At 60.5% G+C, this 20,102-nt stretch carries 20 protein-coding genes and 1 pseudogene; 10 read left to right on the forward strand and 11 right to left on the reverse strand.

Annotated elements, in window-relative coordinates; genetic code table 11:
- Nucleotides 1-28: 28 nt before the first annotated feature.
- On the forward strand, nucleotides 29-1,510 hold the full coding sequence (trpE, locus tag AC19YT_RS02205) for an anthranilate synthase component I (RefSeq protein ID WP_095108978.1): 1,482 nt from the start codon (nucleotides 29-31) through the stop codon (nucleotides 1,508-1,510).
- A gap of 63 nt (nucleotides 1,511-1,573) precedes the next feature.
- Here the strand turns inward: trpE and estP are convergent, their stop codons facing one another.
- A complete protein-coding gene (gene estP, locus AC19YT_RS02210; protein ID WP_500609634.1) occupies nucleotides 1,574-3,484 on the reverse strand; it encodes an esterase EstP in 1,911 nt (636 codons plus the stop codon).
- A 409-nt stretch (nucleotides 3,485-3,893) separates the two neighbouring features.
- Between estP and AC19YT_RS02215 the strand changes: the two genes are divergently transcribed.
- From AC19YT_RS02215 to AC19YT_RS02230, 4 genes are all read left to right on the forward strand, one after another.
- A complete protein-coding gene (locus AC19YT_RS02215) occupies nucleotides 3,894-4,487 on the forward strand; it encodes an aminodeoxychorismate/anthranilate synthase component II (protein WP_095108980.1) in 594 nt (197 codons plus the stop codon).
- Between the two features lie 9 nt (nucleotides 4,488-4,496).
- Nucleotides 4,497-5,546, forward strand: a complete 1,050-nt coding sequence (gene trpD / locus AC19YT_RS02220; RefSeq protein WP_500609635.1) for an anthranilate phosphoribosyltransferase — start codon at nucleotides 4,497-4,499, stop codon at nucleotides 5,544-5,546.
- Nucleotides 5,543-6,379, forward strand: a complete 837-nt coding sequence (gene trpC / locus AC19YT_RS02225; protein ID WP_500609636.1) for an indole-3-glycerol phosphate synthase TrpC — start codon at nucleotides 5,543-5,545, stop codon at nucleotides 6,377-6,379. Before trpD ends, trpC begins: the two co-directional genes overlap by 4 nt.
- A 64-nt stretch (nucleotides 6,380-6,443) precedes the next feature.
- Entirely contained in the window at nucleotides 6,444-7,145 is a 702-nt protein-coding gene (locus tag AC19YT_RS02230) for a lipoate--protein ligase family protein (RefSeq protein WP_500609637.1), read from the forward strand.
- Here AC19YT_RS02230 and crp read toward each other — a convergent pair.
- On the reverse strand, nucleotides 7,142-7,786 hold the full coding sequence (gene crp, locus AC19YT_RS02235; RefSeq protein WP_095108984.1) for a cAMP-activated global transcriptional regulator CRP: 645 nt from the start codon (nucleotides 7,784-7,786) through the stop codon (nucleotides 7,142-7,144). The two genes, AC19YT_RS02230 and crp, sit on opposite strands and share 4 nt — an antisense overlap.
- 230 nt (nucleotides 7,787-8,016) lie before the next feature.
- Between crp and AC19YT_RS02240 the strand changes: the two genes are divergently transcribed.
- Both AC19YT_RS02240 and speD read left to right on the forward strand, forming a co-directional pair.
- Entirely contained in the window at nucleotides 8,017-8,439 is a 423-nt protein-coding gene (locus AC19YT_RS02240; RefSeq protein ID WP_095108985.1) for an OsmC family protein, read from the forward strand.
- A 241-nt stretch (nucleotides 8,440-8,680) separates the two neighbouring features.
- Nucleotides 8,681-9,475: an adenosylmethionine decarboxylase gene (gene speD, locus AC19YT_RS02245; protein WP_095108986.1), complete on the forward strand. Its 795-nt coding sequence runs from the start codon at nucleotides 8,681-8,683 to the stop codon at nucleotides 9,473-9,475.
- 64 nt (nucleotides 9,476-9,539) lie between these two features.
- Here the strand turns inward: speD and coq7 are convergent, their stop codons facing one another.
- The 6 genes from coq7 to hemJ form a co-directional block, all read right to left on the reverse strand.
- A complete protein-coding gene (gene coq7, locus AC19YT_RS02250) occupies nucleotides 9,540-10,187 on the reverse strand; it encodes a 2-polyprenyl-3-methyl-6-methoxy-1,4-benzoquinone monooxygenase (protein ID WP_095108987.1) in 648 nt (215 codons plus the stop codon).
- Between the two features lie 131 nt (nucleotides 10,188-10,318).
- A complete protein-coding gene (locus AC19YT_RS02255; protein WP_017128660.1) occupies nucleotides 10,319-10,657 on the reverse strand; it encodes a histidine triad nucleotide-binding protein in 339 nt (112 codons plus the stop codon).
- Nucleotides 10,658-10,722: 65 nt separating this feature from the next.
- Nucleotides 10,723-11,511, reverse strand: coding sequence for an SDR family NAD(P)-dependent oxidoreductase (locus AC19YT_RS02260; RefSeq protein ID WP_500609638.1), 789 nt, complete (start codon nucleotides 11,509-11,511; stop codon nucleotides 10,723-10,725).
- 130 nt (nucleotides 11,512-11,641) lie between these two features.
- Entirely contained in the window at nucleotides 11,642-12,451 is an 810-nt protein-coding gene (locus tag AC19YT_RS02265; protein WP_500609639.1) for a DUF805 domain-containing protein, read from the reverse strand.
- An 83-nt stretch (nucleotides 12,452-12,534) separates the two neighbouring features.
- Complete coding sequence (locus tag AC19YT_RS02270) at nucleotides 12,535-13,503, reverse strand: NAD(P)H-dependent flavin oxidoreductase (protein ID WP_500609640.1); 969 nt, start codon at nucleotides 13,501-13,503, stop codon at nucleotides 12,535-12,537.
- A 34-nt stretch (nucleotides 13,504-13,537) separates the two neighbouring features.
- Entirely contained in the window at nucleotides 13,538-13,969 is a 432-nt protein-coding gene (gene hemJ, locus AC19YT_RS02275) for a protoporphyrinogen oxidase HemJ (protein WP_500597219.1), read from the reverse strand.
- 135 nt (nucleotides 13,970-14,104) lie between these two features.
- Between hemJ and argC the strand changes: the two genes are divergently transcribed.
- Together argC and erpA are read left to right on the forward strand one after the other, a co-directional pair.
- Nucleotides 14,105-15,139, forward strand: a complete 1,035-nt coding sequence (argC, locus tag AC19YT_RS02280) for an N-acetyl-gamma-glutamyl-phosphate reductase (RefSeq protein WP_095108992.1) — start codon at nucleotides 14,105-14,107, stop codon at nucleotides 15,137-15,139.
- Between the two features lie 153 nt (nucleotides 15,140-15,292).
- The gene (gene erpA / locus AC19YT_RS02285; RefSeq protein ID WP_095108993.1) at nucleotides 15,293-15,643 is read left to right on the forward strand and encodes an iron-sulfur cluster insertion protein ErpA; all 351 of its coding nucleotides are present in this window, start codon (nucleotides 15,293-15,295) and stop codon (nucleotides 15,641-15,643) included.
- A gap of 62 nt (nucleotides 15,644-15,705) precedes the next feature.
- On the opposite strand, the gene AC19YT_RS02290 is transcribed toward erpA, so the two are convergent.
- On the reverse strand, nucleotides 15,706-16,797 hold the full coding sequence (locus AC19YT_RS02290; RefSeq protein WP_500609641.1) for an anhydro-N-acetylmuramic acid kinase: 1,092 nt from the start codon (nucleotides 16,795-16,797) through the stop codon (nucleotides 15,706-15,708).
- Between the two features lie 3 nt (nucleotides 16,798-16,800).
- Nucleotides 16,801-18,222 carry a peptidoglycan DD-metalloendopeptidase family protein gene (locus AC19YT_RS02295; protein ID WP_095108995.1) on the reverse strand — a complete coding sequence of 474 codons (1,422 nt, stop codon included), beginning with the start codon at nucleotides 18,220-18,222 and terminating at the stop codon, nucleotides 16,801-16,803.
- 210 nt (nucleotides 18,223-18,432) lie between these two features.
- Between AC19YT_RS02295 and tyrS the strand changes: the two genes are divergently transcribed.
- Nucleotides 18,433-19,632, forward strand: a complete 1,200-nt coding sequence (gene tyrS, locus AC19YT_RS02300; protein WP_500609642.1) for a tyrosine--tRNA ligase — start codon at nucleotides 18,433-18,435, stop codon at nucleotides 19,630-19,632.
- Nucleotides 19,633-19,845: 213 nt separating this feature from the next.
- Here tyrS and AC19YT_RS02305 read toward each other — a convergent pair.
- Nucleotides 19,846-20,102, reverse strand: a pseudogene (locus tag AC19YT_RS02305) (hypothetical protein); the annotation flags it as partial.

Below are 20,102 nucleotides of genomic sequence, written 5' to 3' on the forward strand. Positions count from 1 at the left end.
GTTAGACCCTCCTGCCACGAGGCACCCCATGATCCGCGAAGAATTCCTGCGTTTGGCCGCTGCCGGCTACAACCGTATCCCGCTTGCCTGCGAAACCCTCGCTGACTTCGACACGCCGTTGTCGATCTACCTGAAACTGGCCGACCAGCCCAACTCCTACCTGCTGGAGTCGGTGCAGGGCGGCGAGAAATGGGGGCGCTACTCGATCATCGGCCTGCCCTGCCGCACGGTGTTACGGGTGCACGACCACCACGTCAGCGTGACCCTGGACGGCGTCGAGGTCGAAAGCCACGACGTTGCCGATCCGCTGGCCTTCGTCGAGCAGTTCAAGGCGCGCTACAACGTGCCGACCATCGCCGGGCTGCCGCGTTTCAATGGCGGTTTGGTGGGTTACTTCGGCTACGACTGCGTGCGCTATGTGGAAGAACGCCTGGGCAAGTGCCCGAACCCGGACCCGCTGGGCGTGCCAGACATTCTGCTGATGGTGTCCGACGCGGTGGTGGTGTTCGACAACCTGGCGGGCAAGATGCACGCCATCGTGCTGGCCGACCCGGCCCAGGAAAACGCCTTCGAGCAGGGCCAGGCGAGCCTGGCCGCGTTGCTGGAAAAACTGCGCCAGCCCATCACCCCGCGCCGGGGCTTGGACCTGAGCCGCCCGCCCGCCGCAGACCCGGTGTTCCGCTCCAGTTTCACCCAGGGTGATTACGAGCGCGCGGTCGAGACCATCAAGCAATACATCCTGGCCGGTGACTGCATGCAGGTGGTGCCGTCGCAACGCATGTCCATCGACTTCAAGGCCGCGCCCATCGACCTGTACCGGGCGCTGCGCTGCTTCAACCCGACGCCTTATATGTACTTTTTCAACTTCGGCGACTTCCATGTGGTCGGCAGTTCCCCGGAAGTGCTGGTGCGGGTCGAAGACAACCTGATTACCGTGCGCCCCATCGCCGGCACCCGGCCACGGGGCGCCACCGAGGAAGCGGACCTGGCGCTGGAACAGGACCTGCTGTCCGACGACAAGGAAATCGCCGAACACCTGATGCTGATCGACCTGGGCCGTAACGACACCGGGCGCGTCTCGGAAATCGGCTCGGTGAAACTCACCGAGAAAATGGTCATCGAGCGTTATTCCAACGTGATGCACATCGTCTCCAACGTCACCGGCGAGCTCAAGGCAGGCCTGAGCGCGATGGACGCGCTGCGGGCGATCCTGCCGGCAGGCACCTTGTCGGGTGCGCCGAAAATCCGCGCGATGGAAATCATCGACGAACTGGAGCCGGTCAAGCGTGGCGTGTACGGCGGAGCGGTGGGGTATTTCGCCTGGAACGGCAACATGGACACTGCCATCGCCATCCGCACGGCGGTTATCAAGGACGGTGAACTGCATGTGCAGGCCGGCGGCGGCATCGTCGCCGACTCGGTGCCCGCGCTGGAATGGGAAGAAACCCTGAACAAACGCCGCGCGATGTTCCGCGCCGTCGCCCTGGCCGAGCAAACGCCGCAGGGGTGAGGGTTCGCCGTCGTTTGTGTGGGAGCGGGCAAGCCCGCTCCCACAGTGAGTGTGCAGTGGCGTTTAGAAATCCAGGCTTACGCCCACACTCACACCCTGTTGGGTGAAGTCATCGTCCTTACGCAGGTTGTAGCTGCCGCGCAGAGCCAGGTCGGCGGTCAGTTTGTGGCTGACGCCCAGGCTCAAACGGTTCAAGTCGCTTTGCGGGGTGTAGCCCTCGAGCGTGAAGTCGTTGGCGGGCAGGCTGTTGAGGGCGATTTTCAGGTGCTGGGTGTCGTCCTCGAACTCCCGCTCGTGGGCCACTTCGCCAAATACCAGGGTTTGTGGCGTGAGCTGGTACTTACCCTGCAAGCCAACGCCCAGGCGCTTGGAGGTGCGGGTCTGGTCATCGAAGGTCAGGGCCGTGGCGCTGGCGCCGTTCTCCGAGTAACCGTCCACCTCCACCCGCGCATAGTCGGCGCTGACGAACGGCGACAGATGCCAAGGGCTCGCGGCGGACTGGGCGATGTCATAACCGGCGCGGGTGCTGAAAGCCCACAGGTCGCCCTTGGTGTCGCCTTTCTCGCCGCCGGCGGCAACGCCCAGGTCGAACTTGCGCTTGAGGTTGTCGTAATCCAGGTGCCCGGCGGTCAGCGCGGCATCGGCCCACCAGCGGTTCTGCTGGAATTGCGCGAACGCGGTACCCAGGTAGCTGTTGAGTTTGTAATCCGAATCGCGGTTGCCCGCCTCCAGGCTCTGGCGGTAGAACCCGGTGGCCAGGCCCACGCGCCAGGCGTCGTTGAGGCGGTAGCTGCCGCCCACCGTCAGGTTGTAACCACTGCCGTCGGCGCTGGCGGCGCTGCTCTGGCTGTCGATGTCCAGATGCTGGCCACCGGCGGCGACCATCGCCCGCCATTGGCCCACGCCTTGCCAGTTTTCCCAGTCGGCCTGCCATTGGTTGCGCAACTCGTCCTGGTGGGCGCGGAGCGTGCCTTGGGCCATTTCCGGTAGCAGAGTGATTTCCCACGGTGCGGACAGCAGCGAGTAGGCGTAGTCGGCGATCAGGCGTTGGCCGGCCTCGGTGGGGTGCACCGAGTCGTTGTAGATCAGTTTCGTTGGGTCGGGCGTGGCGCTGTTGATGCCGTACACCGCGTTTTCGGTGCAGCTCTTGCCGCTGAAGCAAGTGGCGCTGAGGTTCTGGTCGGCGGCCAGGCCAAAGCGTGCGGGGTCGGCGAAGGTTTCCTTGAGCATCAGCGGCACGTTAAGCGGGATGATTTGCGCATCGATACTGGTCAGGCGCTGCACCAGTTCCTGGTTGAAGGCGCCGCTCAGGCGCGTGCCGAAGTCTTGTAGGCCGCTGCCGTTGAGGGCGGGGGTCAGCCCCAGGTCGGGCAGCAGCCACACCATCACATACTTGGCCCCGGCCGTTTGCAGGGCTTGAGCGCTGTCGGCCAGGCGCCCGGCCGCAGCGTAGGCCTGTTCCTCATTGAGGATGCGACCCTGGAGAAAGTCGTTACCGCCGCCGGAAAGGTAGTACAGGGCCTTGGGGTCGGCACGCAGGTTGTTGCCCGCCAGGTAGCCGGGGCGGCTTCTGTCACCGGTGTCGGACACGGTGGTGATCGAGTCGAGAATCTGGTCGGTGCGGTAGCCGCCTACCGCCCAGTTGTTGCCATCTACCTGGCCTTGGCTGGCGCGGATGGCGGAGGTTGAGGCGGCCAGTTCATCGGCGGAAAACCCCAGTTTGCCCCCCAGGATTTGCGTCGAGTTGGCGCTGCGCTCTTCACCGCTGCCGTCCTTATAGGTCGGGCCGACGCGGTTGGTGTAGCGCTGGGTCGAGCCGGCGGGGCCGTCCGGGTCGGCGAACTGGCCGGCGTCGTTGAGGCTGTCGCCAAACACAATGAAGTTGGAATAAGGGGAGGGCGCGGCAAGGGCTTGGGCGCAAGCGATGCTGAGCAGGACGCCCGCGACGGGTACGAACAACGTCTGTTTAATCATGTTCAAGTCCGTTTATTTATTGTTGTTGTAAGCGAAACGACAGTACCAAAAGCGTTTGTGTTTTAGCTATGGCTAATGGCTGCTATTGATGTTTGTCCCTGCCGGGCCTGTGGCTTATTGCGCCCTCTGCCAAGCTAAGCTACTGTGCCGGAACGTATGAACGAGACTTCCTCCGTGTTAATCATCAACAACCTCTTGATGCTCATCGTCAAGGCTCACGCCCGCTGGCGTTGGCGCGCCTAACTTTTCTCTGCCGGCCTGGCCGGACCTGTACCGATTTGCCTTCTTGACCTGTGGAACCTGCCGCTTGTGCTGATGCCGTCCTAGCGGGCGCCAATGCGCTGCGCAACCTGGTCAAACCTTCGAAGGCCGTATTAAAAGTCAGTGAATTCAAGAGGTTGAAATTTTCATGTTGCTGATGATCGACAACTACGACTCCTTTACCTACAACGTTGTGCAGTACCTGGGCGAATTGGGTGCCGAGGTAAAAGTCGTGCGCAACGACGAGCTGACCATCGCTCAAATCCAAGCCCTCAACCCTGAACGCATCGTTGTCTCCCCGGGCCCCTGCACCCCGACCGAAGCGGGCGTGTCCATCGAAGCTATCAAGCACTTTGCTGGCAAGTTGCCAATACTGGGTGTGTGCCTGGGCCATCAGTCTATTGGCCAGGCCTTTGGCGGCGATGTAGTCCGTGCCCGACAGGTGATGCACGGTAAGACTAGCCCGGTATTTCACGAGGACAAGGGTGTGTTCGCCGGCCTGAACCATCCGCTGACGGTTACCCGTTACCACTCCCTGATCGTCAAGCGCGAAAGCTTGCCTGATTGCCTGGAAGTGACCGCGTGGACCCAGCACGACGACGGCACCGTCGACGAGATCATGGGCTTGCGCCACAAAACGCTGAACATCGAGGGTGTGCAATTTCACCCCGAGTCGATTCTTACCGAGCAGGGCCACGAACTGTTCGCCAACTTTTTGAAGCAAAGCGGCGGCACGCGCTAAGGACTTTCCATGGATATCAAGACTGCCCTGAGCCGTATCGTCGGCCACCTGGACCTGAGCACCGATGAGATGCGCGATGTGATGCGCGAAATCATGACCGGGCAATGCTCCGACGCCCAGATCGGCGCTTTTATGATGGCCATGCGCATGAAGAGCGAGAGCATCGACGAAATCGTCGGCGCGGTCTCGGTGATGCGCGAGTTGGCGGACAAGGTCGAACTCAAGACCCTCGACGGTGTGGTCGATGTGGTGGGCACCGGCGGTGACGGTGCGAACATCTTCAACGTGTCCACGGCCTCCTCCTTTGTGGTGGCGGCCGCTGGCTGCACCGTGGCCAAGCACGGCAACCGTGCGGTGTCGGGCAAGAGCGGCAGCGCCGACCTGCTGGAAGCGGCCGGGATCTACCTGAACCTGACGCAGGTGCAGGTGGCACGCTGCATCGATAACGTGGGCATCGGCTTCATGTTCGCCCAATGCCATCATGGCGCAATGAAGCACGCCGCCGCGCCGCGCCGCGACTTGGGCCTGCGCACCCTGTTCAACATGCTTGGCCCGCTTACGAATCCGGCTGGCGTGAAACATCAGGTGGTCGGGGTGTTCACCCAGGCTTTGTGCCGGCCGTTGGCTGAAGTCTTGCAACGCCTGGGCAGCAAGCATGTGCTGGTGGTGCACTCCCAGGATGGCCTGGACGAATTCAGCCTCGCCGCGCCCACCTTCGTGGCCGAGCTGAAAGATGACGTCATAACTGAATACTGGGTGCAGCCCGAGGACCTGGGTATAAAAAGCCAGAGTCTGTTCGGCCTGGTGGTGGAGAGCCCGGCGGCGTCGCTGGAGCTGATCCGCGATGCCCTGGGGCGTCGTAAAACCGAGAACGGCCAGAAAGCCGCGGAAATGATCGTGCTCAATGCCGGTGCCGCGCTCTATGCCGCCGACCATGCCAGCAGCCTCAGAGAGGGCGTCGCCCTGGCTCATGATGCGCTGCACACCGGCCTGGCCCGGGAGAAGCTCGAAGAGTTGGGCGCGTTCACCGCCGTATTTCGCATGGAGAATGAAGGATGAGTGTGCCGACGGTTCTGGAAAAGATACTCGCACGCAAGGTTGAGGAAGTCGCCGAGCGCAGTGCTCGCGTCACTCTGGCCGAGTTGGAGACCCTGGCAAAAGCCGCTGATGCCCCACGTGGTTTCGCCAAGGCCTTGATGGAACAAGCCAAGCTCAAGCAACCGGCAGTGATTGCCGAAATCAAGAAGGCCTCGCCCAGCAAGGGCGTGATCCGCGAAGACTTCGTGCCGGCCGATATCGCTAAAAGCTATGAGAAGGGTGGGGCGACCTGCTTGTCGGTGCTGACCGACGTGGATTACTTCCAAGGCACCGATGCGTACCTGCAACAGGCGCGCGCCGCGTGCAGCCTACCAGTGATCCGCAAGGACTTCATGATCGACCCTTACCAGATCGTCGAAGCCCGGGCCTTGGGCGCCGATTGTGTGCTGTTGATCGTTTCCGCCCTGGATGACGTGAAAATGGCTGAGTTGGCGGCCGTGGCCAAAAGCGTCGGCCTCGACGTGCTGGTCGAGGTACACGACGGTGATGAGCTTGAGCGTGCGCTCAAGACCCTCGATACGCCGCTGGTGGGGGTTAACAACCGTAACCTGCACACTTTTGAGGTCAACCTGGAAACCACCCTCGATTTGCTGCCGCGCATCCCCCGTGATCGCCTGGTAATTACCGAGAGCGGTATTCTCAACCGCGCCGATGTGGAACTGATGGAAATCAGTAATGTGTACTCATTCCTGGTGGGCGAGGCGTTCATGCGCGCGCAAAGCCCGGGGGCCGAATTGCAGCGTTTGTTTTTCCCTGAACGCGGCGTGCCGGTGACCGGCTCCACCCTCGACTGATCGACGACCCTTCAAAAAAACCGGCCCCGCCGGTTTTTTTGCATCTTGCCCAGGACTTACCGCCATGACCCAGCCCCTTGCCCTGACCGTCGAAGCCGGCCTGCTCGCTGAACAGGACCTATTGGCCGCCGTGTGCGCTGGCGAACAGGCGTGTGGCCTGTTGTTCTGGCAGCCCAGCGACCGGGCGTTGGTCATGCCCCGGCGGCTGAGTCGCCTGCCCGGGTTCGCAGCGGCCAGCGAGGTATCGGCGGCCAACGGCTGGCCGGTGCTGCTGCGCGAAACCGGTGGTGAGCCGGTGCCGCAGTCGGCGGCGACGGTCAACATCGCTTTGGTCTACGCGCCGCCGCGCAGCGAAGGCGACCACGGGCGGATCGAAACCGCTTATCGGCGCCTGTGCGACCCTATCTGCGAACTGCTGGCGGAGTTGGGCGGCGATGCGTCGTTGGGGGAGATCGAGGGGGCCTTTTGCGACGGGCGTTTCAACGTCAACCTTGAAGGCCGGAAAATGGTCGGCACCGCGCAGCGCTGGCGCCAAAGCAAGGGCGGCCAACGTCCAGTGGGGTTGGTGCATGGGGCGTTGTTGCTCGATGACGAGCGCGAGGCGATGGTAGCAGCGGTCAACGATTTCAATGAGGCCTGTGGCCTAGAGCAACGGGTGCGCGCCCAAAGCCATATCGCCTTGCACGAACGCTTCGCCGCGCCCCACGCCTTTGCGCGGTTGGCGGTGCTCTATCAGCAAATGCTGGCCCAGGTGATGGCCGCCTAGCGGGTACCGAACACCACCATGGTTTTGCCTTTGACGCTGACCAGGTTGCGCTCTTCCAGATCCTTGAGGACGCGACCGACCATTTCCCGCGAGCACCCGACAATCCGCCCGATTTCCTGACGGGTCACCTTGATCTGCATCCCGTCAGGGTGGGTCATGGCGTCGGGCTGTTTGCACAGCTCCAGCAGGCAACGGGCCACGCGCCCGGTCACGTCGAAAAAAGCCAGGTCGCCCACCTTGCGCGTGGTGTTGCGCAGGCGCTGGGCGATCTGGCCGCTGAGCACATAGAGAATGTCCGGGTCTTGCTGCGACAGTTCGCGGAACTTGTTGTAGCTGATTTCCGCCACATCGCACTCGACCTTGGCCCGAACCCAGGCGCTGCGTGTCTGTTCATGGCCGGCCTCTTCAAAAAGACCCAACTCGCCGAAGAAATCCCCCGGGTTGAGGTAGGAAATAATCATCTCCCGGCCATCTTCGTCTTCGATCAGGATCGTTACCGAGCCCTTTATAAGGAAGAACAGGGTGTCCGAGCGATCGCCCGCGCAAATGATGTTGCTCTTGGCCGGGTAGCGTTTGCGCTGACAGTGCATCAACAGCTTGTCGAGGTTCTTAATCTTGGGGGTTGGGGCAATAGCAACCATGGTTGTATCCCGAAAAGACTGCACGGTGGTTTCAATTGTTTTTTGTTGAGGGCGAGAGATTACAGGTTGTCGAAAGCGCGCCATTCATTTGGCGCCAGCTTAACAGACACATTCTGAGAAGAATCGGATTTTATCTATCGTCGCCGCAACTTCCTGCCGGGTGCAAAACACAGCCGTTCCAGGGCCCTGTGCTAAGCTGGCGACCCTTTTTTTACAGTGGAGTCTTGGCCATGAAGGCACGTATTCAATGGGCTGGGGAAGCCATGTTCCTGGGCGAATCGGGCAGTGGCCATGTGGTGGTCATGGACGGCCCGCCCGAAAGCGGTGGCCGCAACCTGGGCGTGCGGCCCATGGAAATGCTGCTGCTGGGCCTGGGCGGTTGCAGCAACTTCGACGTGGTTAGCATCCTCAAGAAATCCCGCCAAGCCGTGGAAAGCTGCGAAGCCTTTCTCGAGGCCGAGCGTGCGAGCGAAGACCCGAAAGTGTTCACCAAGATCCATCTGCATTTCGTGGTCAAGGGCCGTGGGCTGAAGGAAGCCCAAGTTAAGCGTGCCATCGAGCTGTCGGCCGAGAAGTATTGCTCGGCGTCGATCATGCTGGGGGCCGCCGGCGTTGCCATCAGCCATGACTACGAGATCGTCGAGTTGGGCTGAATCGACACTCAAGGCTTCATAAATGCGGTGCAGACTCTGGCGGTCACTTGCTGAGGTCTGCATAATGCGCCACTTTTTTCAGGGCCGTGATTGCCGCAGGGCAAGCCGCTGGTCCGAACAGACAACCAAAATCGCCATCGCGAAGAGGTGTTAACCGTCCTACGCAGGTACTGCGCAAGTATCTGACGGGCATGCTTGATAACGCGGCCGGGCCGCAGTTCATATAGAGAGTTTTTAAACGGTGAAAAGCAAACTCAAGCTCCATGGGTTCAACAACCTCACAAAGACCTTGAGCTTCAACATCTATGACATCTGCTATGCGGAAACCCCGCAAGACCAGCAGGCATACGTTGAATACATCAACCAGATGTACGACGCAGAACGCCTCACGCAGATCCTCACGGAAGTTGTCGATATCATTGGTGCCAACATCCTGAACATCGCCCGTCAGGATTACGATCCCCAAGGCGCCAGTGTGACCATCCTGATTTCCGAAGAGCCGGTGACCCCGACCGAGAGTCAGATTGAAGAGTCTCCGGGGCCAATCCCAGAAATCATCCTGGCCCACCTCGACAAGAGCCACATCACGGTTCACACCTACCCGGAAATCCACCCGGTAGACGGTATCGCGACGTTCCGCGTGGATATCGACGTGTCGACCTGTGGTGTCATTTCACCGCTTAAGGCGCTCAACTTCCTGATTCACCAGTTCGAGTCAGACATTGTCACCGTGGACTACCGCGTGCGCGGTTTTACCCGTGATGTCGAAGGTTGCAAGCACTTCATCGACCACGAGATCAACTCGATCCAGAACTACCTTTCCGAAGACACCCGCGACGGCTACCAGATGACCGACGTGAATGTTTATCAAGAGAACATGTTCCACACCAAGATGCTGCTCAAGGACTTCGAGCTGGACAACTACCTGTTCGGCGACGCCACCAGCAACTTGTCCACCGAACAACGCGCCCAGGTGACTGAGCGGGTCAAGCACGAAATGCTGGAAATCTTCTACGCGCGCAATATGCCGAGCTGATTTCTCCAGGCAAAAAGAAGGGCGCCCTGGTGGCGCCCCTTTTTTTGCCTGTAAAAGCGCTGGATCAGATCCGATAGGTGCTTTTGGTCATGACCTTGGCCAGCAGGCTCATGCCGAACTTGACCGGTGCCGGGAAGCGGAAACCGCCAGCCTCCAGGGCGCTTTCGGCGTGGTGTTCTTCGTCGATGCGCATCTGTTCGAGGATGGCCCGGGATTTTTCATCTTCGGCCGGTAATTGCTCCAGGTGTTCGTTCAAGTGCTTGCACACCTGGTGCTCGGTGGCGGCCACGAAGCCCAGGCTGACTTTGTCGCTAATCAGCCCCGCCACCGCGCCAATACCGAACGACATGCCGTAGAACAGCGGGTTGAGGATGCTGGTATGGCTGCCCAGTTGGCGGATGCGCTGTTCGCACCAGACCAGGTGATCGATCTCTTCCTCGGCGGCATGCTCCATGGCGGCACGCACCTGCGGCAGTTTCGCGGTGAGGGCCTGGCCTTGGTACAGCGCCTGGGCGCAGACCTCGCCGGTGTGGTTGATGCGCATCAGGCCGGCGACGTGGCGGGTGTCCTCGTCGCTCATCGCGGCGTCTGGTTGCAACAGGGCGGGCGATGGGCGGTACGGCTGGCCGCTGAACGGCAGCAGGGTGCGCATCGCGGTATCGGCTTGGAGCAGGAGACGGTCAATGGGCGAGTAGTGACGTTGGGTAGTCATGCTGACCTCCGGGAAGAAACACGGCGGGCAGTTTAACCCAGTAGGCGTGGGAAGGTTTGCGCTGGGTCATTGCCGTTGAGGAGCGGGAGCCTGCCGGTGAGGGCAGGCTCGGGGAGCTTGGGCGGTGAGGATCAGCCCGGTGGCCAGTTCATCTGGCGCTGGCCGAGGACGTGCATATGGATGTGGTACACGGTCTGGCCGCCTAGCTCGTTGCAGTTCATCACGACGCGAAAACCTTCCTCGCAGCCCAATTCCAGGGCCAGGCGCTGAGCTGTGAACAGAATATGGCCGGCCAGGGCCTTATCGTCTTCGGTCAGGTCGTTGAGGGTGCGTACCGGTTTTTTCGGGATCACCAGGAAGTGGACCGGTGCCTGGGGCGCGATATCGTGGAAGGCCAGGACCTGGTCGTCTTCGTAGATGATCTTCGCGGGTATTTCCCGGTTGATGATTTTGGTGAACAGAGTATCCACAGCTATCTCTCCATGGTGAAAGTCGGGGTTGAGTGTACCCACGCGCCCGGCGTGCGCCCAGCCTGTTACCGCGGGCAACAGGCTTTGTTGGCGGCGCCGGTGAGGATGCGGGTCAGCCAGCGCGGGCCGAGGCGTGGCAGGAACGCCAGCCAGCGGTTGCGCCGCCCGGGGATGATGATGGCGCGGTTCTTGTCCAGGGCGCGCACGGTGTACAGCGCGACTTCCTCGGGGCTCATCAGGCGATTGCGGCTTTCCAGCCTGCTGGCATCGAGTTGCGCGTTGCAAAAAAACGCCGTGCGGGTAGGGCCGGGGCACAGTACCGAAACCTTTACCGCGCACTTTTTCAGTTCTTCGCGCAGGCCTTCGGAAAAACTCAGCACATACGCCTTGCTGGCGCTGTAGCTGCTCATCCATGGCCCAGGCGCGAACGCGGCCAGCGAGGCGACATTGAGGATCTGCCCGCCGCCCTGCAGGGCCATGGCGTTGCCGAGGGCGTGGCACATGCGTGTGGTGGCCAGGATGTTCACTTCGATCAGGTCTTGCTCGGTCATCCAGTCCTGTGCCAGGAATGGGCCGCAGGTGGCCATGCCGGCGCAATTGACCAGCAGGTCTATCTGTCGGTCGCCTTCTTCGAGCTCCAGCAAAAAACCGGACAAGCGCAGCGGCTCGCCCAGGTCGCAGGCGCGGAACAGCACTTCCACGCCAAAGCGCTGGGTCAGCTCGGTGGCGATGGCTTCCAACGGGTCACGCTGGCGGGCCACCAGAAGCAGGTTACGGCCGCGCCTTGCCAGCGCTTCGGCCATGGCCAGACCTATGCCGCTGGAGGCGCCAGAGATCAGAGCGTAACGGGTCATGCAATTCTCCATCGCAACGGCGCGGCCCCGATGACGGTGATGTCAGCGGGGCCGCGGGTGTTCATTCTGCGCAGAGTCTACAGGTTCGCCGGTGTGTATTGCCGGATTGCTGTGGCAACGAGGGTCAGCTTTATAGCGTCAGCAGCGTGGCGAGAATGCCGGTGACGGCCACCAGGATGAACAGCGCGAGCAACACCAGCCACAGCAGGCAGAGCACTTTGACCGATGTCGTGTTCGCCGGCGGTGGTGGGCCGTAGCGGTTATCGCCTTCGTTGCCCGGCAACACGGCAATCACCAGCGGAAAAAAACTGCCCACAACGGGTACAAAGTTCAGCAGCCACAGCCACCCTGACCAACCGAGGTCGTGCAGGCGTTTCACGCTGATGGCGATGTTCGCAAAGACATAGGGGATGAGCACCAGCAGGCCGAACAGCGTCCCCACGATCAAGCGATCCGTGGAGAACAGGAACGAGGTGATGAGTAGCGGAAGCACACCCACCAGCAGCGCGGCCATGGTCCAGGCCAGATAACGCAGGCGCCCGATACGTCCCTGGACGGTGAATACCTTGAGCTCATCGTATTTGCCGGTGCGTGGGGCGATGCTCGGTTGCGGTGGCGCATAGGGCGGTACTGGGTCTGCCACTGGCGCAGGTGCCGTAGCGAGCGTTAGCGCAGCGGCGGGAACGATGGGCGCCTCAACTTCCGGCTCTTGCGCTTCGATGCGCGGGTCGATGCCGGTTTTGTGCAGCGCATCCAGGTAGGAGAGTGCATCCACGTGGCTGAGGTCGCGTTTGAGTGCCACCGGGGTGCCGTTGAACAGGTCTTCGACGGCGGCGAGGTCACTTTTGAATAGCTGCGCCAGGTTGAGTTTGGCGGTGGTGGGCTCGACGCCGTTCAGCAGTTTGCCATCGAAGACGATCCGGTAACGGGTTTCACTCATGCAGGGCATCCTTGTCTGGGGATAGGAAAGGGCCGCAGAGTTTAAGGCCAGCCGAGTTGGGCTGGCCGAAAAATCATTTCAGATTACTGCGGCCAGCGTTCCGGCAGTTTGGCCGCCAGGGCCTGGGCGGTGCGGTATTCCTGGTCCAGGCGTGCAACCAGTTGATCGACGCTGGGCAGGTCGGTGATTTCGCCCACGCCCTGGCCTGCTGACCACACGGTTTTCCAAGCCTTGGCTTCATCGCTCAGGGGCTTGAGCTTAGAGCCGAAGTTGACCTCGCCCTTGCCCTGCAAGGCCGCCATGTCGAACCCGGCGTTTTCCAGGCTCTGGCGCATGAAACTGGCCGGCACGCCAGACACGGCGGCGGTGTGCACGATGTCGGCAGCTTTTGAGCTGAGCAGCATCTCCTTGTAGGCATCCGGCGCGTGGCTTTCGGTGGTGCCGATAAACCGCGTGCCGAAGTAGGCTAGGTCCGCCCCCAGGACTTGAGCGGCGAGAATTTCGTGGCCGTGGTTCAGGCACCCGGCCAGCAGCAAGGTCTTGTCGAAGAACTGACGGATCTCGGCAATCAACGAAAACGGGCTCCAGGTGCCCGCATGTCCACCCGCCCCGGCGGCAACGGCGATCAAGCCATCGACGCCTGCTTGCGCGGCTTTCTCGGCGTGGCGCCGGGTAGTGACGTCGTGGAACACCAAGCCGCCGTAGCTGTGTACCGCGTCTACCAACTCCTTCACCGCCCCCAGGCTGGTGATGATGATCGGCACCTTGTGCTCGATGCAGATCGCCAGGTCGGCCTCCAGGCGCGGGTTGCTGTGGTGCACGATCAAGTTGACGGCGTAGGGGGCGGGGTTCTCCATCTGCGCCAACCCGGCTTCGATTTCCTCCAGCCAGGCCTTGAAACCGCTGCTTTCGCGTTGGTTCAACGCCGGGAAACTGCCCACCACGCCATTACGGCAGCAGGCGAGCACCAGTTGCGGGTTGGAAATCAGGAACATAGGTGCGGCCACCACAGGCAGGCGCAAGCGTTGTTCGAGCAGAGCGGGCAGCGACATTGGAAGTACCCCAAGTGATTGTGACTGATAGGTATTAGAACGGCCGTACAACGACCAAAATGACGATAGCCAGCAATATCAGAACCGGGACCTCATTGAACCAGCGATAAAAGACATGGCTGCGGGTGTTTTCGCCACGGGCGAAACGTTTTACCTGCGCGCCGCACATGTGGTGGTAGCCGATCAGCAGCACGACCAGGGTCAGCTTGGCGTGCATCCAGCCACCCTGGCCAAAGTAGGCGCTGGGGTTGAGGCTAATCAGCCAGCCGCCGAAGATCAGCGTCGCCACCATGGCGGGCCCCATGATGCCGCGGTACAGCTTGCGCTCCATGATGCTGAAGCGTTCCTTGCTAACGGCGTCCTCACTTTGCGCGTGATACACGAACAGGCGCGGCAAGTAGAACAGGCCGGCAAACCAACAGACGACACTGACGATGTGAAAGGCTTTGAGCCATAGATAAAGCATTTTTAGTTATTCCCAGGTTCACGGTAGGCGCGATAGTAGAGGCTTGGGCGTGTGCCCGTCACCTTGGCGGTTGTGGCCGAACGGCGCGGCCCCTATTATCGACGGCTTTCCAGTGGGTTCGTTGAGGGCAGGTTTATGGTCAAGGTCGGTATCGTCGGCGGCACGGGTTACACCGGTGTCGAACTGCTGCGTCTGTTGGCGCAGCATCCGCAGGCGCAAGTGGTGGTCATCACTTCGCGATCCGAGGCAGGCCTGGCCGTTGCCGACATGTACCCGAACCTGCGCGGCCACTACGATGGCCTGGCATTCAGCGTGCCGGACACCAAGACCCTGGCGGCTTGCGATGTGGTGTTTTTCGCCACCCCGCACGGCGTCGCCCATGCCCTGGCGGGCGAGCTGCTGGCCGCGGGCACTAAGGTGATCGACCTGTCTGCCGACTTCCGCCTGCAGGACGCCGATGAGTGGGCCAAGTGGTACAACCAGCCCCACGGCGCCCCGCAGTTGCTGGAAGAAGCGGTGTACGGCTTGCCGGAGGTCAACCGCGAGCAAATCAAGCAAGCGCGCCTGATCGCTGTGCCGGGCTGCTATCCGACCGCCACCCAGCTGGGTTTCCTGCCGTTGTTGGAGGCGGGGTTGGCGGATACCACCCGCCTGATCGCCGACTGTAAGTCGGGCGTCAGCGGTGCAGGGCGTGGTGCCAGTGTCGGCTCGCTGTACTCTGAAACGTCGGAAAGCATGAAAGCCTATGCGGTCAAAGGCCACCGTCACCTGCCGGAAATCCGCCAGGGCCTGCGCCGTGCAGCAGGCAAAGAGGTCGGGCTGACCTTCGTGCCGCACCTGACACCGATGATCCGCGGCATTCACTCCACCCTCTACGCGACGGTGGTGGACCGTTCCGTCGACCTGCAAGCGCTGTTCGAGAAGCGTTATGCCAATGAGCCGTTCGTCGATGTGATGCCGGCCGGCAGCCACCCGGAAACCCGCAGTGTGCGTGGCGCCAACGTCTGCCGTATCGCGGTGCATCGCCCGCAGGACGGTGACTTGGTGGTGGTGTTGTCGGTGATTGATAACCTGGTCAAGGGTGCTTCGGGGCAGGCCGTGCAGAACATGAACATCCTGTTTGGCCTGGACGAGAAGCTGGGCCTGTCCCACGCAGGCATGTTGCCCTAACAGTAGATGCAAGCCGCGAGCTTCACGTTGCAAGCCTGAGGCTCGCGGCTTGAAGCTTGCCACTGCGGCCATAATAGTTGACCGTTTTTCTGGGAGAAGCGGATAATACGCGCCATCACGCAATATGGCGGCGTAACGCCGGGAGATATCAGCATGAGCGTCGAATCCTTCACCCCCACGGCTTTGCAATTCACCCACGGTGCAGCGCACAAGGTGAAGAGCCTGGTCGATGAAGAGGGTAATGATCGCTTGAAGCTGCGCGTATTCGTTACGGGCGGCGGTTGTTCAGGGTTTCAATACGGTTTTACTTTCGATGAAGACGTGGCCGATGACGACACCATCATCGAGCGCGAGGGCGTCAGCCTGGTGGTTGATCCGATGAGTTTTCAGTACCTGGCAGGTGCCGAGGTGGATTACCAGGAAGGTTTGGAAGGCTCGCGTTTCGTGATTAAGAACCCGAATGCCACGACTACTTGCGGTTGTGGCTCTTCATTCTCGATCTGATCCACAGCGTCTACTCAACGCCGCACTCCCGTCAGGGCTTGCGGCGTTTTGCTATGTGGCGTTCAGGCGGGGTAGATGGCGCCGAGCACCCGTAGTCCGCGAGCGCCGGTGACGCTGGGGCGGTTGGCGGCGATGCCTTCCAGGCAGCAATGTGCCAGCCAGGCAAAGGCCATGGCTTCGACCCAGTCGGGGTCAACGCCGTAAGCGGCGGTGCTGCTGACTTTCGCGCCAGGCAGCAGGCCTGCAAGGCGTGCCATTAGTGCCCCATTGTGGGCGCCACCACCGCAGACCAGCAGTTCTTGGGTATCGCTTTGAGCGGTCTGCAGCGACTCGACGATGGTGCGTGCGGTCAGCTCCAGCAGGGTCGCTTGCACGTTTTCACTGGGCAGTAACGGTAACCGCGCCAGGTGTGCCTGTAGCCAAACGAGGTTGAACACCTCGCGGCCGGTGCTCTTGGGGCCGGTCCCTTGGAAGAACGGGTCGCTGAGCAGCGCGTTCAGCAGGTGCGGATCCACCAAGCCACTGGCGGCCCACTGGCCGTCGCGGTCGAAATGCTCGCCGCGTTGGTGATGAATCCACGCATCCAGCAAGACATTTCCCGGGCCGCAATCGAACCCGGCGACGGGTTTGCCCGCTTCAATCAGGCTCAGGTTACTGAAACCGCCGACATTCAATACCGCCCGATTGCCTGCGCTGCGTTCAAACAGAGCTTCGTGGAAGGCTGGCACCAACGGCGCGCCCTGGCCGCCAGCGGCCACGTCGCGGCTGCGGAAATCGCTGACGACCGTGATGCCCGTCAGTTCAGTCAGCAGCGCGGGGTTACCGATCTGCACCGTGAAACCACGGGCAGGTTCATGGCGGATGGTTTGCCCATGGCTGCCAATCGCCCGAATATCTTGGGGGTTAAGTTTTTGCTGCTCGAGGAGGCGATGAATGCCTTGCGCGGCCAACTCCACCCAATGCTGCTGGGCGATGGCGGAGCGAGCGATCTCGTCAGGGCCGCTGGTGCATAGGCCCAGCAACTCGCTGCGCATGGCCTCGGGCATGGGGATGTAGTGGGTGGCGACCAGCTTGATCGCGGGGGCTTGCTCGATCAGCGCGATGTCCAGGCCATCGAGGCTGGTCCCGGACATCACGCCTATATAGAGCGACATGGCTTAGCGCTTGCTCGAAGCCAGCATAGTGGCTTTCTCTTGGTCCATGCGTGCCATCAGCGGTTGGCTCTGTTGCAGGAAACGGCCGCGCTCGGCTTTGGCGATGGGGTCGGCCATGGGCAGCTTCTGGCCCAGCGGATCGACGTGGACGCCGTTGACCTGGAACTCATAGTGCAAATGCGGGCCGGTGGACAGGCCGGTTGTGCCGATATAACCAATCACCTGGCCTTGCTTGACGTTGCCGCCGGTCTTGACGCCTTTGGCGAAGCCCTGCATGTGGCCGTACAGCGTACGGTAGGCGTTACCGTGCTGGATGATGACTGTGTTGCCGTAGCCACCGCGACGCCCGGCCAGCAGGACCTTACCATCGCCGGCGGCCTTGATCGGGGTGCCACGGGGTGCGGCGTAGTCTACGCCCTTGTGGGCGCGGATTTTGTTCAGGATCGGGTGTTTGCGGCCCATGGAGAAGCGGGAGCTGATACGGGCGAAATCCACAGGGGTGCGGATAAAGGCTTTGCGCATGCTATTGCCATCGGCGGTGTAATAGCTGCTGGAACCTTGCTTGTTGGTGTAGCGCACGGCGGTGTAGGTCTTGCCGCGGTTGGTGAAGCGTGCGGAGAGGATAGGGCCGGTGCCGACGGTCTTGCCGTTGACGACTTTCTGCTCATAGATCACATCGAACTCGTCGCCCTGGCGAATATCCTGGGCGAAGTCGACGTCGTAGCCAAATACGCTGGCCATATCCATGGTCAGCTTGTGCGAGAGGCCGGCGCGAGCGGCCGATTGCGAGAGAGAGCTGTTGATTACGCCGTGGACGTAGGCTGAGCGCACGGTGGGTTTGGCGGTGATGCGATTGAACGCATATCCGTTGGCGCCCTTTGTCAGCGTGATGCTTTCCAGGTCGCTGATCTTGCTGTGCAGGTTATTCAACTGACCGTCTGCGCCCAGCTCGAATTCGAGTTTCTGGCCGTGCTTGAGCTGCGTGAACTGCTTGGCCTGCTTGCCGCTGGCCAGTACTTCATGCACGGCAGTGGTGGGCAGGCCAACCTTGGCGAATAGGGTGGAAAGCGTATCGCCCTTGGCGACCACTACTTCTCTATGGTTGGGTGCTGCTTTCTCTTCGGTGACCACTGGCGCCGGGGCCGCTTGAGCGGTTTGCGAGGCGTCTTGATCGCTGCTTTCGATCTGGGCGAATGGCGATGCTGACACTTCAGTTGTGGCTTGGGCGGCGTCGGCAGTGTCTTGGTCTTGTGTCAGTTGCTCAGCAGGGCTATCCAACTCAAGACTCAAGGTCGTTCGTTTAGCTTCTACATCACTGGACGGAAATACCAGGAGCGCCAGGCTGAGGAGGGCGGCGATGCCACTTGCAGCGAGCAGGTGGGTCTTCGGATAAAGCGGCGGCGCTTTAGACGGTTCAGTGGTCATAGGTAATTTTGACTTTGAGAAGATGAATTGGAAAAGATGAATGACATGATGAAGACGAAATAACTGTATAAAATATAACCAAATCATCTGTGACGCAAGCGCGTGAACGCCGACTTCGTGGATTGCCTTCTGTGCGCCGGGCAAAACTTGTAATTAGTCCCTGATCTTGTATGGTTGGTTCCCTTTGAATCTGAGCCTTGCGGGTCTGTTATGAAGTCGGTTGAAGAGCAGCTAGCGCTGATCAAACGTGGTGCGGAAGAACTGTTGGTCGAGGCTGAGCTGATCGAGAAGCTCAAGCGTGGCCAGCCTTTACGTATTAAGGCCGGTTTCGATCCGACCGCCCCGGACCTGCACCTGGGGCATACCGTGCTTATTAATAAGCTGCGCCAGTTCCAAGATCTGGGCCATCAGGTGATTTTTCTGATCGGCGACTTCACCGGCATGATCGGTGATCCGAGCGGCAAAAGCACCACGCGCCCGCCCTTGACTCGCGAGCAAGTGCTCGACAACGCCGAGACCTACAAAACTCAGGTGTTCAAAATCCTGGATCCGGCCAAGACGGAGGTTGCCTTCAACTCCACTTGGATGGACAAGATGGGGCCTGCGGACTTCATTCGCCTGACCTCCCAGTACACCGTTGCTCGCATGCTCGAGCGCGACGACTTCGATAAGCGTTACTCCACCAATCAACCTATCGCTATCCACGAGTTCCTCTATCCATTGGTTCAGGGCTACGACTCGGTTGCCCTGCGCGCGGATATTGAGCTCGGTGGCACCGATCAGAAGTTCAACCTATTAATGGGGCGTGAGTTGCAGCGTGCCTACGGTCAGGAGGCTCAATGCATTCTGACTATGCCTTTGCTGGAAGGGTTGGATGGCGTCAAGAAGATGTCCAAATCCCTGGGTAACTATGTTGGGATCCAGGAAGCGCCGGGTGTGATGTACGGCAAGTTGGTGTCGATCCCCGATGCGCTGATGTGGCGCTACTTTGAATTGCTCAGCTTTCGCTCCATGGATGAGATCAATGCGCTGCGGGCAGATGTCGAGGCGGGCGCCAATCCTCGTGACGTCAAGATCAAGTTGGCGGAAGAAATCGTCGCGCGCTTCCATGGCGAAGAGGCAGCCGCAAGCGCGCATCGTGCGGCAGGTAATCGCATGAAGGATGGCGAACTGCCGGATGATCTGCCGGAAATCGAGTTGACGGCTGCCGAAGCGATGCCGATCGCTGCTGTTCTTAATAAAGCAGGCATGGTGAAAAACTCGGCAGTGGCGCGTGACCTCTTGGGGTCTGGTGGTGTGCGTATTGATGGTGAGGTCGTGGATCGCACCTTTATATGCGAGCTGGGCGCTACCTATGTTTGCCAGGCGGGGAAGAAGGCATTTGCGCGTATTACGCTTAAAGCTGAATAAACCCTGAATTAACGGTTGACGGCGATTTATATCTGTCTATAATTCGCCCCACTTCCGGCGCAGTCGAAACGGAAAACTCCTTGGTAAACAAAGAGTTATGCAGGTTTCGACAGCGCAGAGCTTCAGGTCATCGAAGCCCGAAAGGAGTTGAAAAAGAGGTGTTGACAGCAGCGAGTAACGCTGTAGAATTCGCCTCCCGCTAACGAGTGATCGTCAGCGCAAGTGGTTGAAGTTGTTAAAGATTTCCCAGCGAAACTTTGAAAGCTTCTTAAAATAACCGCTTGACAGCAACAGAGGCTGCTGTAGAATGCGCGCCTCGGTTGAGACGAAAGATCTTAACCACCCGCTCTTTAACAACTGAATCAAGCAATTCGTGTGGGTGCTTGTGGAGTCAGACTGATAGTCAACAAGATTATCAGCATCACAAGTTACTCCGCGAGAAATCAAAGATGTAACCAACGATTGCTGAG

This window comes from Pseudomonas sp. MF08875 (assembly GCF_059862525.1).

Bases quoted from the DNA above. Each gene is read 5' to 3' on its own strand.
- trpE (WP_095108978.1), top strand. From the start codon at position 29: ATGATCCGCGAAGAATTCCTGCGTTTGGCCGCTGCCGGCTACAACCGT.
- estP (WP_500609634.1), bottom strand. From the start codon at position 3,484: ATGATTAAACAGACGTTGTTCGTACCCGTCGCGGGCGTCCTGCTCAGC.
- AC19YT_RS02215 (WP_095108980.1), top strand. From the start codon at position 3,894: ATGTTGCTGATGATCGACAACTACGACTCCTTTACCTACAACGTTGTG.
- trpD (WP_500609635.1), top strand. From the start codon at position 4,497: ATGGATATCAAGACTGCCCTGAGCCGTATCGTCGGCCACCTGGACCTG.
- trpC (WP_500609636.1), top strand. From the start codon at position 5,543: ATGAGTGTGCCGACGGTTCTGGAAAAGATACTCGCACGCAAGGTTGAG.
- AC19YT_RS02230 (WP_500609637.1), top strand. From the start codon at position 6,444: ATGACCCAGCCCCTTGCCCTGACCGTCGAAGCCGGCCTGCTCGCTGAA.
- crp (WP_095108984.1), bottom strand. From the start codon at position 7,786: ATGGTTGCTATTGCCCCAACCCCCAAGATTAAGAACCTCGACAAGCTG.
- AC19YT_RS02240 (WP_095108985.1), top strand. From the start codon at position 8,017: ATGAAGGCACGTATTCAATGGGCTGGGGAAGCCATGTTCCTGGGCGAA.
- coq7 (WP_095108987.1), bottom strand. From the start codon at position 10,187: ATGACTACCCAACGTCACTACTCGCCCATTGACCGTCTCCTGCTCCAA.
- AC19YT_RS02260 (WP_500609638.1), bottom strand. From the start codon at position 11,511: ATGACCCGTTACGCTCTGATCTCTGGCGCCTCCAGCGGCATAGGTCTG.
- AC19YT_RS02265 (WP_500609639.1), bottom strand. From the start codon at position 12,451: ATGAGTGAAACCCGTTACCGGATCGTCTTCGATGGCAAACTGCTGAAC.
- AC19YT_RS02270 (WP_500609640.1), bottom strand. From the start codon at position 13,503: ATGTCGCTGCCCGCTCTGCTCGAACAACGCTTGCGCCTGCCTGTGGTG.
- hemJ (WP_500597219.1), bottom strand. From the start codon at position 13,969: ATGCTTTATCTATGGCTCAAAGCCTTTCACATCGTCAGTGTCGTCTGT.
- argC (WP_095108992.1), top strand. From the start codon at position 14,105: ATGGTCAAGGTCGGTATCGTCGGCGGCACGGGTTACACCGGTGTCGAA.
- erpA (WP_095108993.1), top strand. From the start codon at position 15,293: ATGAGCGTCGAATCCTTCACCCCCACGGCTTTGCAATTCACCCACGGT.
- AC19YT_RS02290 (WP_500609641.1), bottom strand. From the start codon at position 16,797: ATGTCGCTCTATATAGGCGTGATGTCCGGGACCAGCCTCGATGGCCTG.
- AC19YT_RS02295 (WP_095108995.1), bottom strand. From the start codon at position 18,222: ATGACCACTGAACCGTCTAAAGCGCCGCCGCTTTATCCGAAGACCCAC.
- tyrS (WP_500609642.1), top strand. From the start codon at position 18,433: ATGAAGTCGGTTGAAGAGCAGCTAGCGCTGATCAAACGTGGTGCGGAA.